The 14,372-nt window shown below is 68.3% G+C and carries 15 protein-coding genes; 13 read left to right on the top strand and 2 right to left on the bottom strand.

Features of this window, described 5'->3' with window-relative positions; translation table 11 throughout:
* The first annotated feature begins 1 nt into the window (after position 1).
* A complete protein-coding gene (locus tag LZ009_RS12385) occupies positions 2-2,242 on the top strand; it encodes an O-antigen ligase family protein (RefSeq protein ID WP_275698237.1) in 2,241 nt (746 codons plus the stop codon).
* Here the strand turns inward: LZ009_RS12385 and ygfZ are convergent.
* Entirely contained in the window at positions 2,218-3,117 is a 900-nt protein-coding gene (gene ygfZ / locus LZ009_RS12380) for a CAF17-like 4Fe-4S cluster assembly/insertion protein YgfZ (protein ID WP_275698236.1), read from the bottom strand. The genes LZ009_RS12385 and ygfZ overlap by 25 nt on opposite strands.
* A gap of 28 nt (positions 3,118-3,145) precedes the next feature.
* Here ygfZ and mltG point away from each other — a divergent pair, with 28 nt between their 5' ends.
* From mltG to LZ009_RS12350, 6 genes are read left to right on the top strand one after another with little or no spacing between them, the layout of a single operon-like run.
* Complete coding sequence (gene mltG, locus LZ009_RS12375) at positions 3,146-4,138, top strand: endolytic transglycosylase MltG (protein WP_275698235.1); 993 nt, start codon at positions 3,146-3,148, stop codon at positions 4,136-4,138.
* Positions 4,135-4,776: a dTMP kinase gene (gene tmk / locus LZ009_RS12370; RefSeq protein WP_275698234.1), complete on the top strand. Its 642-nt coding sequence runs from the start codon at positions 4,135-4,137 to the stop codon at positions 4,774-4,776. The genes mltG and tmk overlap by 4 nt, the downstream gene beginning before the upstream one ends.
* A complete protein-coding gene (locus LZ009_RS12365) occupies positions 4,773-5,771 on the top strand; it encodes a DNA polymerase III subunit delta' (RefSeq protein WP_275698233.1) in 999 nt (332 codons plus the stop codon). The genes tmk and LZ009_RS12365 overlap by 4 nt, the downstream gene beginning before the upstream one ends.
* Positions 5,768-6,130, top strand: coding sequence for a PilZ domain-containing protein (locus LZ009_RS12360; RefSeq protein WP_275698232.1), 363 nt, complete (start codon positions 5,768-5,770; stop codon positions 6,128-6,130). Before LZ009_RS12365 ends, LZ009_RS12360 begins: the two co-directional genes overlap by 4 nt.
* A gap of 59 nt (positions 6,131-6,189) precedes the next feature.
* Positions 6,190-6,996 (top strand): TatD family hydrolase, encoded by an 807-nt coding sequence (locus LZ009_RS12355; RefSeq protein ID WP_275698231.1) that lies wholly within the window; start codon positions 6,190-6,192, stop codon positions 6,994-6,996.
* Entirely contained in the window at positions 6,993-7,652 is a 660-nt protein-coding gene (locus LZ009_RS12350) for an ankyrin repeat domain-containing protein (protein WP_275698230.1), read from the top strand. The genes LZ009_RS12355 and LZ009_RS12350 overlap by 4 nt, the downstream gene beginning before the upstream one ends.
* 31 nt (positions 7,653-7,683) lie before the next feature.
* Here LZ009_RS12350 and LZ009_RS12345 read toward each other — a convergent pair whose 3' ends face one another.
* Positions 7,684-8,037: a hypothetical protein gene (locus tag LZ009_RS12345; protein WP_275698229.1), complete on the bottom strand. Its 354-nt coding sequence runs from the start codon at positions 8,035-8,037 to the stop codon at positions 7,684-7,686.
* 182 nt (positions 8,038-8,219) lie between these two features.
* On the opposite strand from LZ009_RS12345, the gene LZ009_RS12340 reads away from it, so the two are divergent.
* From LZ009_RS12340 to LZ009_RS12315, 6 genes are all read left to right on the top strand, one after another.
* Complete coding sequence (locus LZ009_RS12340; protein WP_275698228.1) at positions 8,220-9,251, top strand: RNA methyltransferase; 1,032 nt, start codon at positions 8,220-8,222, stop codon at positions 9,249-9,251.
* A gap of 81 nt (positions 9,252-9,332) precedes the next feature.
* Positions 9,333-9,839 carry a hypothetical protein gene (locus LZ009_RS12335; protein ID WP_275698227.1) on the top strand — a complete coding sequence of 169 codons (507 nt, stop codon included), beginning with the start codon at positions 9,333-9,335 and terminating at the stop codon, positions 9,837-9,839.
* Between the two features lie 3 nt (positions 9,840-9,842).
* Positions 9,843-11,195, top strand: coding sequence for a c-type cytochrome (locus tag LZ009_RS12330; RefSeq protein WP_275698226.1), 1,353 nt, complete (start codon positions 9,843-9,845; stop codon positions 11,193-11,195).
* A gap of 17 nt (positions 11,196-11,212) precedes the next feature.
* Positions 11,213-13,009 (top strand): cytochrome c oxidase subunit I, encoded by a 1,797-nt coding sequence (locus LZ009_RS12325; RefSeq protein ID WP_275698225.1) that lies wholly within the window; start codon positions 11,213-11,215, stop codon positions 13,007-13,009.
* Positions 13,006-13,680, top strand: a complete 675-nt coding sequence (locus LZ009_RS12320) for a cytochrome c oxidase subunit 3 (protein ID WP_275698224.1) — start codon at positions 13,006-13,008, stop codon at positions 13,678-13,680. Before LZ009_RS12325 ends, LZ009_RS12320 begins: the two co-directional genes overlap by 4 nt.
* A complete protein-coding gene (locus LZ009_RS12315; protein WP_275698223.1) occupies positions 13,677-14,372 on the top strand; it encodes a heme-copper oxidase subunit III family protein in 696 nt (231 codons plus the stop codon). Before LZ009_RS12320 ends, LZ009_RS12315 begins: the two co-directional genes overlap by 4 nt.

The raw sequence follows: 14,372 nt of genomic DNA, 5'->3' as shown, positions 1-14,372 counted from the left end.
CATGGCCCGCAAACGCCGTCCTGCGCAGGACATTCCGCGCGCGCCCGTCGCGCCGCCGGCCGCCGCCGCCCTGCCGCCCGAAGCGGCCCACGGCGGCTGGACCGCCTTCCTGCTCGCGCTGATGATGTTCGTGGCGCCGGCCATCGGCTCGCCCACCGAGCTGATGCTGCAGGACACGCTGAAGTCGATCGTGGTGTCCACCATGACGCTGGTCGCGGCGCTGCTGCTGTTCCTGCAACTGCGCGGACGCAGCGAGCCGCTGCGCTGGCACGCAGTGCTGTGGCTGCCGCTAATGCTGTGCGCCTATGCGCTGGGCAGCATGGTTTGGTCGCACCGCTACCTGGGCGGCGTCGAGGCGGTGCGCTGGTTCGTGTTTGCGGTGATCGTCTGGCTGGGGCTGAACACGCTCACCCGGCCGCGCCTGTCCTGGCTGGCTTGGGGGGTGCACGGGGGCGCGCTGGTCGCCGCGATCTGGGCGGCGGCGCAGTTCTGGGGCGGCTTCAGCCTGTTCCCGCAAGGGCCGAACCCCGGCTCGACCTTCATCAACCGCAACTTCTTCGCCGAGTTCGTCGTCTGCACCCTGCCGTTCGGCATGTTGCTGCTGGCCCGTGCCCGCGTGAGCTCGCAGGTGCTGCTGCTGGCCGCGAGCAATGGCTTCATCGTCACGACGATCCTCATGACCGGCACCCGCGCCGCGCTGATGGCGCTGTGGCTGCAGTTGCTGCTGGTGTGGCCGCTGGTCGCCTGGCGCTGCCGTGGCCAGCTGGCCTGGCCGCAGTGGAGCCGCCTGCTGCGCATGAGCGCCGTCACCGTCATGCTCGGCACGGTGGTGCTGCTGGGCATGCTCCCGAGCAGCAATCCCAAGATCCTGGAAGAAGAGCGCGGGGTCAACGCGCTGCAGCGGGGGGCAAGCCGCACGCAGTCGATCGGCCCCAAGGATTATTCGCTGGGCGTGCGCATGGTGATGTGGCGCGCGACCCTGAATGCCATCAAGGCGAGGCCGATCAACGGCCTCGGCGCCGGCGCCTGGGAAAGCGAGATCCCGCTGTACCAGGCCGAGGGCTCGCAGCTCGAGACCGATTACTACGTCCACAACGAATTCCTGCAGATGGTGGCGGAGTACGGCCTGGTGGGCTGGGCCTTCCTGCTGTCGCTGCTCGCCTACCTGGCGCACGCGGCCTGGCGCAGCTGGCGGCAGGACAGCCGCGAGGCGCGCGAAGATCAGCCCTGGCGCGCGGTGCTGCTCACCAGCCTGCTGGCCTTGCTGGTGGTCAGCAACATCGGATTCCCCTGGCGCATGGCGGCGACCGGGGCGCTGTTCGCGTTGTGCCTGGGCGGCCTCGCGGCATCGGACGCGCGGCTGGGGTGGCGCGTGGCGCTGGGCGTCCGGCCGCTGCGCTGGAGTCCGCGCATTGCCAATGCCTGCGTCGCCGCGACCTTGGCCTGCCTCGCGCTGGCGCTCTATATTTCGCAGCAGGCCGCCGAAGCCGAGCGCAAGCTGGTGCAGGCCGCCAAGCTGGCCCTGACGCTGACCGCTTCCGGCCGCGGCAATGCGCCGGAGATGGAGGGGACCCGGCGCGAGATCCTGAAGCTGGTGCGCGAAGGCATCGCCATCAATCCGCACTACCGCAAGATCACGCCGATGGTGGCCGACGAACTGGCGCGCTGGGGCGACTGGCGCGACGCCACCTGGATCTGGGAAAGCGTGCTTGGCTCGCGTCCCTACGTGGTGGCCATCATCGCCAACGCTGCCCGCGGCCATGCGAGCCTGGGCGAGATGGACAAGGCGCTGGCCGAACTGGAACGCGCCAAGAAGATCCAGCCGCGCGCGCCGGCCGTGCGCTCGCTGGAAGTGATCATGCTGGCGCGCTCCGGCCAGGAGGCCAAGGCCTATGCGCTGGCCAAGGAGGCGCTGGCGGCCGGCCTCTACGACTACGACCTGGTCAACGCGCTGTTCGTGCTGGCGATGCGCGCCAAGGAATTCCCGGTGGCGGAAAAGGCGCTGAAGCTGCGGATGAACGACTGGCCGGAAAACAAGGCGCGCGGCCTGTTCCAGCTGGGCATGCTTTATGCCGTCGACATGAAGAAGCCGGCCGAGGCGGTGGAGACGCTGCGCCAGGCCGTGGCGCTGGCCAACGAAGCCGAGCGCGCCGAGATGCTGGCGCAGATGCCGCCGGAGATCCGGGCGCAGGTGGCGGGCAGCGCGCCCGCCGCGCCTCAGACGTCGGCCAGGAGCAAGTAGGGCAGGGGCAGCAGCTGCAGCGGCACGCCATCGGCGCTGCCCGCGTGCAGGTCACCGGCCTCGGCCGCCGCCAGTTGCAGCGAGACGATCGCGTCCCAGCCGCCGGTGGGCGAGGGTGCCGACTCGGCCACGATGCCTGCGGGCTGCTCGGGGTCGGCGGCCTGGAACACTTCCTGGCCGGCGCGCAGTTCGGCATCGGCATGGGCGATGAAGGCGCGGCGCTTCAAGGTGCCGCGGAACTGGCTTCGCGCCACGACCTCCTGGCCCGGATAGCAGCCCTTCTTGAAGTTGACGCCGCCCACCGATTCGTAATTGAGCATCTGCGGCACGAAGGCCTCGACGATGGGCGTGGTGATGGTGGCGATGCCGCTGCGGACTTCGCCCCATTGCCACACGGACGGGTCCAGTGCCGGGCCCTCCGGCTTCTGGCCGACGGGGGCTATCCAGAGCGCGCGCGGCTGGCCGTCGGCCGGATAGAGCTGCACCAGTTGCGCTTCGCCCGCCGTCGATAGCGTCCAGGGCGGCTGCTTCTGCAGGCTGCCGCCCGCGATGCCATAGAGCGCGAAATCGGCCGTCGCGTCGCTCAGCTTCACCTTGGACCGCAGCACGAACATGCTCAGGCGCTTCAAGGTGGCCGGCAGCAGGTCGCGGCTGCAGACCAGGAGGATTTCCTCCGGACCGCGCTTGAAGCCGATGAAGCTTGCCTGCATCCGGCCCTTGGCCGTGCAGAACGCGGCCAGGCGCGCCTCGTTGGCGCCCAGCAGCGCGAAATCGTTGGTCAGCTGGCCTTGCAGGAAGCTGGTGGCCTCCGGGCCCAGGGCGCGGATCACGCCCAGGTGTGACAGGGGGGCAACGCCGTTCAGGAACTCAGTCATCGCTGAATTATCATGGGCCGCACAAACCATGCGGTTTCTAAGAAATTTGTTTTTGCTGGGCGTCGTCCTGGCGCTCATCGGCGCCGGGGCCGGCTGGTGGTGGCTGCACCAGCCCATGCGCCTGGCGCAGAGCCCGCTGGACCTGAGCATCGAGCCGGGCACCTTGCCGCGCTCGGTGGCGGTCGTGGTGCGCGACGCCGGCGTCGACGTCAATCCCGACCTGCTCTACGCCTGGTTCCGGCTCTCGGGGCAGGGCCGGCAGATCAAGGCGGGCAGCTACGAACTGGAAAAAGGCATCACGCCGCTGCGCCTGCTGGACAAGCTTGCCCGCGGCGAGGAATCGCTGCGCGCGGTGACGCTGGTGGAAGGCTGGAACATCCGCCAGGTGCGCGCCGCGCTGGCCAAGGCCGACCAGCTGAAGGGCGATACGCAGGCCCTCTCCGAAGAAGACCTGATGAAGCTGCTGGGACGGCCCGGCGTGCATCCCGAAGGGCGCTTCTTTCCCGACACCTACACCTATTCCAAGGGCTCCAGCGACGTGCGGGTCCTCAAGCGCGCCATGCGGGCGATGGACAAGCATCTCGCGCAGGCCTGGACGCAGCGCTCGCCGCAGGTGGTGGTGAAGACGCCGGACGAGGCGCTGATCCTGGCCAGCATCGTGGAAAAGGAAACCGGCCGGGCCGCGGACCGCACCTTGATTTCCGCGGTATTCCAGAACCGCCTGCGCGTGGGCATGCCGCTGCAGACCGATCCGACCGTCATCTACGGCATGGGCGAAGCCTTCAACGGCAACCTGCGCAAGGTGGACCTGCTGGCCGACACGCCCTGGAACACCTATACGCGCCCGGGCCTGCCGCCGACGCCCATCGCCATGCCGGGCAAGGCTTCGCTGCTGGCGGCGGTGCAGCCGGCGCCGGGCAAGTTCCTGTACTTCGTGGCCAAGGGCGACGGCACCAGCCAGTTCAGCGAGAACCTGGGCGACCACAACAAGGCCGTCAACAAGTACCAGCGCGGCCAATGAGCGGACTGTTCCTGACCTTCGAGGGCATCGACGGCGCCGGCAAGTCGACCCACATCGAGGCGCTGGCCGCGGCTTTCCGCGCCGCCGGCCGCACCGTCACGCTCACGCGCGAGCCGGGCGGCACGCCGCTGGCGGAAAAGCTGCGCACGCTGGCCCTGAACGATCCCATGGACGCCTTGACCGAGGCGCTCGTGATGTTCGCGGCGCGGCGCGACCACCTGCTGCAGGTGATCGAGCCGGCCCTGGCGCGCGGTGACGCCGTGCTGTGCGACCGCTTCACCGACGCCACCTTCGCCTACCAGGGCGGCGGGCGCGGTTTCGACCTCGCGGTGCTCTCGCAGCTGGAACGCTGGGTGCAATCCGTACCGGCCTTGCCCGCCCCGGGCCTGCGCCAGCCGGACTTGACCGTGTGGTTCGACCTCGATCCCTCGGTGGCGGCGCAGCGCCTGGCCGGCGCGCGTGTTCCGGACAAGTTCGAGTCGCAACCGCAGGAGTTCTTCGCGCGCGTGTCGGGCGGCTATGCGGCCCGCATGCAGGCAGACCCGAAGCGCTTCCTGCGCGTGGACGCCGAACAGTCCCGCCAGCAGGTCTGGCACGACGTGCAGGCCGGCGTGCGGGCCCGGGGCCTGCTGCCGTGACCGCGCCCTGGATAGGCGCGCAGCTGCGGCAGTTGCTGTCCCAGCGCGGCCACGCCTGGCTGCTGCACGGGCCGTCGGGCCTGGGCCAGTACGCGCTGGGCCTCGGCCTCGCGCAGGCCTGGCTGTGCGACCAGCCCACCGCCGACGGCGCCTGCGGCCGCTGCGAAAGCTGCCACCAGGTGGAGGTGCGCGCCCATACCGATCTCGCGGTGCTGATGCCGGAGACGGTGATGCTGGAACTGGGCTGGCCCTTGTCCGAGAAGGCGCAGGCCGACATCGACGACAAGAAGCGCAAGCCCAGCAAGGAAATCCGCGTCGATGCGATGCGCGACGCCCTCGAATTCGCGCAGCGCACCAGCGGCCGCGGCCGCGGCAAGGTGATGCTGGTGTATCCCGCCGAGCGCATGAACCAGGTGACGGCCAACGCGCTGCTGAAGACGCTGGAGGAGCCGCCGGGCGACATGCGTTTCGTGCTGGCCACCGAGGCGGCGCACCAGCTGCTGCCCACGATCCGCAGCCGCTGCCAGGGGCACACGCTCACCTGGCCCACCGCGGCCGAAGCGCAGGCCTGGCTGCAGGAGCAGGGCGTTCCCGCCCCGGCAGCCGAAGGCCTGCTGCGCGCCGCCGGCGGCCGGCCGGAGGATGCCTTGCGGCTGCACCAGGCCGGCCTCGACGCGCAGGCCTGGGCACGCTGGCCCAAGGCCCTCGCGCGTGGCGACGGCTCGGCCCTGGCCGACTGGAGTCCGGCGCGCATCGTCGAATCGCTGCAGAAACTGTGTCACGACCTGCAAGCGGTGCAAGCTGGTGCGGAACCGCGCTTTTTCGCCGCGGCCGACCTGCCACCGGTGGCCGACCCCGCGGCGCTCGGCGCCTGGTGGCGTGACCTGGGTGCGACATCCCGCACGGTCGAACACCCATTTAACGCCGGACTGTTGCTGGAGGACCTTGTGACGCGGGCCCGGACGGCCCTAAACTCAAGACTCCAGACCCGATGAGCACACCCGCCTCCAACGCCCCCCGTCCCAGCGTCATCCAGCTCGCCATCAAGGAGAAGGCCGCGCTGTATGCCGCCTACATTCCGCTGTTCTCCGACGGCGGCGTGTTCATTCCCACGACGCGGGACTACAAGCTGGGCGACGACGTCTACGTGCTGCTGTCGCTGCCGGACGATCCGCAGCGCTATCCGGTGGCTGGCAAGGTCGCCTGGGTCACCCCGGCGCGGGCTGCGGCCAATCGCACCCAGGGCGTCGGCGTGCGTTTCCCCGCGGACGACAAGTCCAAGCTGCTCAAGGTGAAGATCGAGGAACTCCTCGGCGGTCACCTCGCTTCCGAGCGGCCGACGCAGACGATCTGAGCCGCCTAGAATCACCGACAGCCGCCTCCCGGGCGGCTGTTCTGCTTTCAGCCTTCCCAATGTTCGTCGATTCCCACTGCCACCTCAGCTTCCCCGAGCTTGCCGCCCAACTGCCCCAGATCCGCGAGGCCATGGCGCAAGCCAAGGTCGACCGGGCGCTCTGCATCTGCACGACGCTGGAGGAATTCGAGGACGTGCACGCGCTCGCCCTGCGTTACGACAACTTCTGGGCCTCGGCGGGTGTGCATCCCGACAACGAAGGCATCACCGAGCCGAGCGTGGCCAAGCTGCTGGAACTGGCCGCGCGGCCGAAGGTGGTCGCCATCGGCGAGACCGGCCTGGACTACTACCAGATGGAAGAACGCAAGGGCGGGCGCAGCGTGGCCGACCTCGAGTGGCAGCGCGATCGCTTCCGCACGCACATCCGCGCCGCCCGCCAGTGCGGCAAGCCGCTGATCATCCACACGCGGTCCGCGTCCGATGACACCGTGGCCATCCTGAAGGAAGAGGGCGAAGACGGCTCCGCGGGCAGCGCCGGCGGCGTCTTCCACTGCTTCACGGAAACCGCCGAAGTCGCCCGCGCGGCCCTCGACCTCGGGTTCATGATCTCGTTCTCGGGCATCCTCACCTTCAAGAGCGCGGCCGACCTGCGCGAGGTGGCGAAGTTCGTGCCGGACGACCGGCTGCTGATCGAAACCGACAGCCCTTACCTGGCGCCCGTGCCGTATCGCGGCAAGACCAACAACCCTTCGTACGTGCCTTACGTGGCGGCGCAGCTGGCCGAACTGCGCCAGACGCCGGTGGAGCAGGTCGCCGCCCTCACCAGCGCCAATTTCGAGCGCCTGTTTCCCGGGGTCCTGGCATGAGAAATTACCTGAAGTTCCTGGCGTATCTCGTTCTGGCAGCTTGGTTTTCCTTGGCCCAGGCCGGTTCCTACGAAGACTTCTTCACCGCCATCAAGCAGGACGATGCCCGCACCATCGACACCTTGCTGAAGCGCGGGTTCGACCCGAACACCGTCGATGCGGCCGGCAACGTGGGCCTGTTCATCGCGCTGAGTGACGGTGCGCTCAAGGCCGCCGACGCGCTGGTGGCGTCGCCCAAGACCAGGGTCGAATGGCGCAGCGCCAAGGACGAAAGCCCGCTGATGATCGCGGCGCTGCGCGGTCACCTGGAGCTGGCGAAAAAGCTGATCGCGCGCGATGCGGACGTCAACAAGACCGGCTGGACGCCCTTGCACTACGCCGCGACGGGCGGGCACCTGGAGATGATCCAGCTGCTGCTGGACGAAAGCGCGTACATCGACGCCGAGTCGCCGAACAAGACGACGCCGCTCATGATGGCGGCGCAGTACGGGTCGACGGCGGCGGTGAAATTGCTGCTGGAGTCCGGCGCGGATCCGACCTTGCGCAACGAGCTCAAGCTGTCGGCGACGGATTTCGCGCTGCGGTCCAACCGCAAGGACGCGGCCGAACTGATCGCCGGAGCCATCCGCCGCTCGAACACGAAAGGCAAGTGGTGACAACCACTTGCCGCGGCTACTTCAAGTAGATTTACTTGGCCACGCAGGCCTGCACCAGCTCCACGCCGGCGGACATCGTGCCGGTGTCGGCACGGCAGCGGGCCATGTCGGCGTAGTGGCCGTGGACGATGACGCCCGGCGGGTTGTAGCGCAGCGTGGCCTGGGCGCCGAGGCCCGCGGCCGGTTCGGCCTGGCAGCGCGCGCCGCGGCCGGCGGCGGATTCCACGCGGCGGCAGAAGGCGTCGTCCGGATAATCGAACTGGCGGATCGCGTTGCCGGAAGAATCCCGGTACACCAGGTGCTTGCCCGGCGGGCCGGCCGGCGGGCTGGAGGCGCAGCCGGCCAGGACGGCGGCGGTGGCCGCCAGAAGGAACAATCTTGTCATCGTGAACATCGTGGAAGTCTCCCAATCAGACGCCGCCTCGGCTGGCGGCACGCTCAGCTTTTTACAGGTGTTTGCAGTGCTTGGGGGCTCGGCGTAACTGAAAGCAGGACTTGGCTGGACTGCATAGTCAACTTGATACGATGTGTATTATGTAAAATCATGGAGCCGTTAAGATCGAGGCCATGCGGATCGAAGACTTGAGGCAGCGCCTCCGCGCCGCCGGCGCCGGCCCTGCCCACGAGCGGCGGGTGCTGCGGCTTTGGACGCAGGCCTTGCCGCAGGACAGCGGCAAGCGGCGGCCGGCCGATTTCCTGCCGGCATCCTTGCTGGCTGCCTTGCCGCAGATCGAATCCGAACTCCAGGGCCTCGTCCGGTTGCAATCGGCACATCCCGGCGCCGACGGTTCCGAGCGCCTGCTGGTCGCACTGGCCGACGGCCAGACCGTCGAAAGCGTGCTGCTGCCGCGCGATGGCTTGTGCGTTTCGAGCCAGGTCGGCTGCGCGGTCGGCTGCCAGTTCTGCATGACGGGCCGCGACGGCCTGATCCGGCAAGTCGGAAGCGCCGAGATCGTGGCCCAGGTCGCCCTCGCACGCACGCGCCGGCCGGTCAAGAAGGTCGTCTTCATGGGCATGGGCGAGCCGGCCCACAACCTGGACAACGTGCTGGAAGCGATCGAGCTGCTCGGCACCGCCGGCAACATCGGCCACAAGAACCTGGTGTTTTCGACGGTCGGCGATCCGCGCGTCTTCGAGCGCCTGCCGCAAGGCGCGGTCAAGCCGGCGCTGGCCCTGTCGCTGCACACGACCAAGCCGGACCTGCGCCAGCAGCTCTTGCCGCGCGCGCCGCGCATGACGCCGGAAGAAATCGTGGCGGCCGGCGAACGCTATGCGCGGGCCACCGGCTACCCGATCCAGTACCAGTGGACCTTGCTCGAAGGCATCAACGACGGCGACGACGAACTCGAAGGCATCGCCCGGCTGCTGGCGGGCAAGTACGGCGTGCTGAACATGATTCCGTACAACGCCGTCGATGGCCTGGATTTCCGCCGGCCGACGTGGGAGCGTGCCGCGGAGATCGCGCGGACCCTGCATAGACGCGGCGTGCTGACCAAGCTGCGGCAGTCCGCCGGCCAGGACGTCGAAGGCGGCTGCGGCCAGCTGCGCGCACGCGCTGCGCGCGCGCCTTCCATCGAACAGCCCATCGCGTTCCGATAAGCCACTTGCACTTGTACATCTTCGGGTGTACAACAAAAAGTGCGGAGTGCGTGCCGCGAAATCGCGCACAGGGAGGTCACCATGGACACTCTCCTCGAATCGCGTGGCTGGCACTGGCGTGCGACCGACTGGACCGCTGCGGCGGTCTCCGGGTTCGCGGCCGGCGCGGTGCTGATGGTGCTCGACCTCGTCTGGTCGGCGCTGTTCAATGCGCACGGTCCCTGGCGAACATCGCACATGATCGCGCCCATCTTCCTGGGCGCCGACAGCCTGGTGACTTCCGGCTACCGCTTCAGCCTCGGCGTGGTCGCGATCGCCCTCGTCGCGCACTACCTCCTGGGCATCGCCTTCGGCCTGGTGATGGCGGCCATCATGGCGCAGCTGCACCTGGAAACGCCGGCGCGCGCCCTCGTCACCGGAGCGGTGCTCGGCACCCTCCTCTACCTGGTCAACTTCAACGTGCTGGTCGCCTTCTTCCCCTGGCTGGGCGACCTGCGGGGGCTGGACACGCTGGCGGCGCACGTCGTCTTCGGCGGCGTCACGGCCCTGCTGTACTGGAGGCTGAAGAGAGTCCCGACGGAACCCTGAGCCATGGCGCTCGCCATCGTCCTCATCGTCCTGGCCCTCGGGTCGGTGCTGTTCCATTTCCTGAGTCCCTGGTACTTCACGCCGCTGGCGTCCAACTGGGGGACCATCGACCAGACGATCAGCATCACCTTCTGGGTGACGGGAACGGTGTTCGTCGCGGTGTCGGGCTTCGTCGCGCTGGCGATCTGGCGCTATCGCCACAATCCCGAGTCGCGCGCGGCCTACGAGCCGGAAAACAAGAAGCTCGAATGGCGCCTGCTGATCGTCACCACGCTCGGCGTCGCCGCCATGCTCGCGCCGGGCCTGTTCGTGTGGGCCAAGTTCGTCGACGTGCCGGCCGACGCCGCGGTGGTGGAAGTGGTCGCGCAGCAATGGAACTGGATGTACCGCATGCCCGGCAAGGACGGCCGCCTCGGGCGCGTGGACGCGCGCTTCGTCACGCCGGAGAACCCCTTCGGCATGAGCCCGGACGATCCGAACGGCCGCGACGACGTGCTGGTGACCAGCCCCGAGCTCCACCTGCCGATGAACGCGCCGGTCAAGCTGCTGCTGCGGTCCAAGGACGTGCTGCACAACTTCTCGGTGGCCCAGATCCGCGTGAAGATGGACCTGGTGCCCGGCCTGGTGACCTACGTGTGGTTCACGCCGACGCGCGCCGGGAACTTCGACCTGCTGTGCGAGGAGCTGTGCGGCGTCGGCCACTTCGCCATGCGCGGGCGCATCGTCGTCGAGGACCCCGCGCCGTTCCAGGCCTGGCTGGATCACCAGCCCACGTTCGCCCAGGTGAGCGCCCGCGCGAAGGGTGATGCGGTCGCCGGCAAGGCCAGCTTCGCCGTCTGCGCCGGCTGCCATGGCATGCAGGGCGAGGGCAACTTCGCCTTGCGCGCGCCGCGCCTGGCCGGCCAGGGCGCCTGGTACCTCGAACGCCAGCTGCACCAGTTCAAGCAGGGCACGCGCGGTGCCGACGAGCGCGATGCCGCCGGCCGGCAGATGGCGCCCATGGCGGCCACGCTGCCCGACGACGCGGCCATCGCCAACGTCGCGGCCTACATCGCCACGCTGCCCGACACGCCGGTGGCGCCGACGATCCGCGGCGACGTCGACCGCGGCCGCGCGCGCTATGCGACCTGCGCCGCCTGCCACGGCGCCGACGGCCGCGGGCTCGCGTCCACCAACGCGCCGCGGCTGCAGGGCATGAGCGACTGGTACCTGGGCACGCAGCTGCAGAACTTCCGCGACGGCGTGCGCGGCGCGCATGCCCAGGACATGCACGGCGCGCAGATGGCGCTGATGGCGAAGATGCTGTCGGACGACGGCGCCATCGGCGACATCCTCGCCTACATCAACACCCGCTGACTCGCCGAGGAAACCCCATGGCCGCCTTTGTTGCGCACGACGAGTCGGAATTCGCGCCCCCCGCGGAAACGGGCGAGGCGGAGCTCTACCACCCGAAGACCTTCATCGGCAAGTACGTCTGGAGCCAGGACGCGAAGGTGATCGCGATCCAGTACGCGGCCACCGCGATGGCGATCGGCCTCGTCGCTCTCGTGCTGTCGTGGCTGATGCGCCTGCAGCTCGGTTTCCCCAACCGCTTCCACTTCATCGACCCGGCCAGCTACCTGCAGTTCGTCAGCATGCACGGGATGATCATGGTGATCTACCTGCTGACCGCCCTCTTCCTCGGCGGCTTCGGCAACTACCTGATCCCGCTCATGGTCGGCGCGCGCGACATGGTGTTCCCCTACGTCAACATGCTCAGTTACTGGGTCTACCTGGCCGCAGTGCTGTTGCTGGTGGCGAGCTTCTTCGTACCCGGCGGACCCACGGGCGCGGGATGGACGCTGTATCCGCCGCAGGCGATCCTCGAGGGCACGCCGGGCGCGCACTGGGGCATCATCCTGATGCTGCTGTCGCTGGCCGTGTTCATCGTCGGCTTCACCATGGGCGGCCTCAACTACGTGGTGACGGTGCTGCAGGCGCGGGCCCGCGGCATGACCATGATGCGGCTGCCGCTCACGGTGTGGGGCATCTTCATGGCCACCATCCTGGCGCTGCTCGCCTTCCCTGCCCTGTTCGTCAGCGCCATCATGATGCTGCTGGACCTGACGCTGGGCACCAGCTTCTTCATGCCGGCCCTCATCTCCAAGGGCAAGCAGCTCGAATACTCGGGCGGCAACCCGCTGCTGTTCCAGCACCTGTTCTGGTTCTTCGGCCACCCGGAGGTCTACATCGTGGCGCTGCCCGCCTTCGGCATCGTCTCGGACCTGATCTCCACCCACGCGCGCAAGAACATCTTCGGCTACCGCATGATGGTCTGGGCGATCCTGATCATCGGCGGTCTCAGCTTCGTCGTCTGGGCCCACCACATGTACGTGAGCGGAATGAACCCGTACTTCGGCTTCTTCTTCGCCACCACGACGCTGATCATCGCGATCCCGACCGCCATCAAGGTCTACAACTGGGTGCTGACGCTCTGGCGCGGCAACATCCACATGACCCTGCCGATGCTGTTCGCCATCGCCTTCATCTTCACCTTCGTCAACGGCGGCCTCACCGGCCTGTTCCTCGGCAACGTGGTGGTGGACCTGCCGCTGTCCGACACGATGTTCGTGGTGGCGCATTTCCACATGGTGATGGGCATCGCGCCGGTGCTGGTGGTCTTCGGCGCCATCTACCACTGGTATCCCAAGATCACCGGCCGCATACTCGACGAAACTCTGGGCAAGATCCATTTCTGGGTGACCTTCGTCGGCACCTACGCGATCTTCTACCCCATGCACTACCTGGGCTTCATGGGGATTCCGCGCCGCTACTACGCTTTCGGCGGCACCAACTTCATCCCCGATTCGGCGCAGACCCTGAGTGCCGCGATGTCGATCGCGGCCTTCGTCGTCGGCGCGGCGCAGCTGCTGTTCCTCTACAACCTGGCCGTCAGCTGGTTCCGCGGCAAGCCCTCGGGCGGCAACCCGTGGCATGCGACCACGCTGGAGTGGCAGACGCCTGACACGCCGCCGAAGCACGGCAACTTCGGCAAGGAGCTGCCGGCGGTCTACCGCTGGCCCTACGACTACGGCGTGCCGGGGCTCAAGACCGACTACATCCCGCAGAACGTGCCGCCCTCGCAAGTGGCAGCCGAAGCCTGGGTCGGCAAGGAAGGCGCGACGCCATGACCATCGGCCTGGTCGTCCTCTCGCTGCTGATGGCCGTGATCGTCGGCTGGCTGATGCGCCAGACCTTGAACGTCCAGCCCTGGCAGGCGCAAGCCGCATTGCCGGTAGCGGCCGAGCCCATCGCGGCCCGGCCCGCGACCAAGACCGCGCTGTGGGTCTTCCTCGCGGTCGCCACGTCGTTGTTCGCCCTGTTCGTCAGCGCGTATGCGATGCGCCTGAGCTTCGGCGACTGGGCACCGCTGCCGCGGCCGCCGCTGCTGATGGTCAATACCGTGGTGCTGGCCGCCGCCAGCGTGGCGATGCAATGGACCGTGCTGGCCGCGCGGCGCGGCAACCAGCGCCGCGTGCTGCAGGGCCTGCTGGCGAGCGGCGCGCTCACCCTGGCCTTCCTCGCCGGCCAGCTGGTGGTGTGGCGGCAACTGCACGGCGCCGGCTATGTCGTCGCCTCCAGCGCCGCCACCGGCTTCTTCTACCTGCTGACGGCCGTCCATGGCGCCCACGTGCTCGGCGGCCTGGTGGCCTGGGCGCGGGCCGCCCTGCGCGTGCCGCGCAGCACCCTCGCCATCGAGCTGTGCGCCACCTACTGGCACTTCCTGTTCGTCATCTGGATCGTCCTCTACCTGCTGATTGCCTCCAACGACTTCGGGCTGGCGATCTGCACCACGCCATGAACACGCACATCGAATCCAAGGGCTGGGACAGCATCGTCGCCGACGTCTCCTCGGACCAGCGCGCCTTCAAGGACGTGCCCTGGGGCAAGCCGATGATGTGGATCTTCCTGCTGTCCGACACCTTCATCTTCGGCAGCTTCCTGATCTCGTACATGACGGTGCGCGCCTCCACCACGGTGCCGTGGCCGAACCCGAGCGAGGTGTTCTCGCTGACGCTTTTCGGGGTGAGCGTGCCGCTGCTGCTGATCGCGATCATGACCTTCGTGCTGATCTCCAGCAGCGGGACGATGGCGCTGGCGGTGAACTACGGCTACCGCCGCGACCGTGCGATGACCTTCAAGCTGCTGCTGGCCACCGCGGCGCTCGGCGCCACCTTCGTCGGCATGCAGGCCTTCGAATGGAGCAAGCTGATCGGCGAAGGCGTGCGGCCCTGGGGCAACCCCTGGGGCGCGGCGCAGTTCGGATCGGCCTTCTTCATGATCACCGGCTTCCACGGCACGCACGTCACCATCGGCGTGATCTTCCTGGTCATCGTGGCGACGAAGGTCAGGCGCGGCGACCTGGAAAACGCGCGGCCCGGTTTCCTGACCGGACGCCGCGGCAACTACGAGATCGTCGAGATCATGGGCCTGTACTGGCACTTCGTCGACCTCGTGTGGGTCTTCATCTTCGCGTTCTTCTACCTCTGGTAG

Origin of the sequence: Ramlibacter paludis, assembly GCF_022012305.1 — a bacterium.
GTDB classification, from domain to species: Bacteria; Pseudomonadota; Gammaproteobacteria; order Burkholderiales; family Burkholderiaceae_C; genus Ramlibacter; species Ramlibacter paludis.
This window is presented reverse-complemented; position numbering and strand designations above follow the sequence as displayed.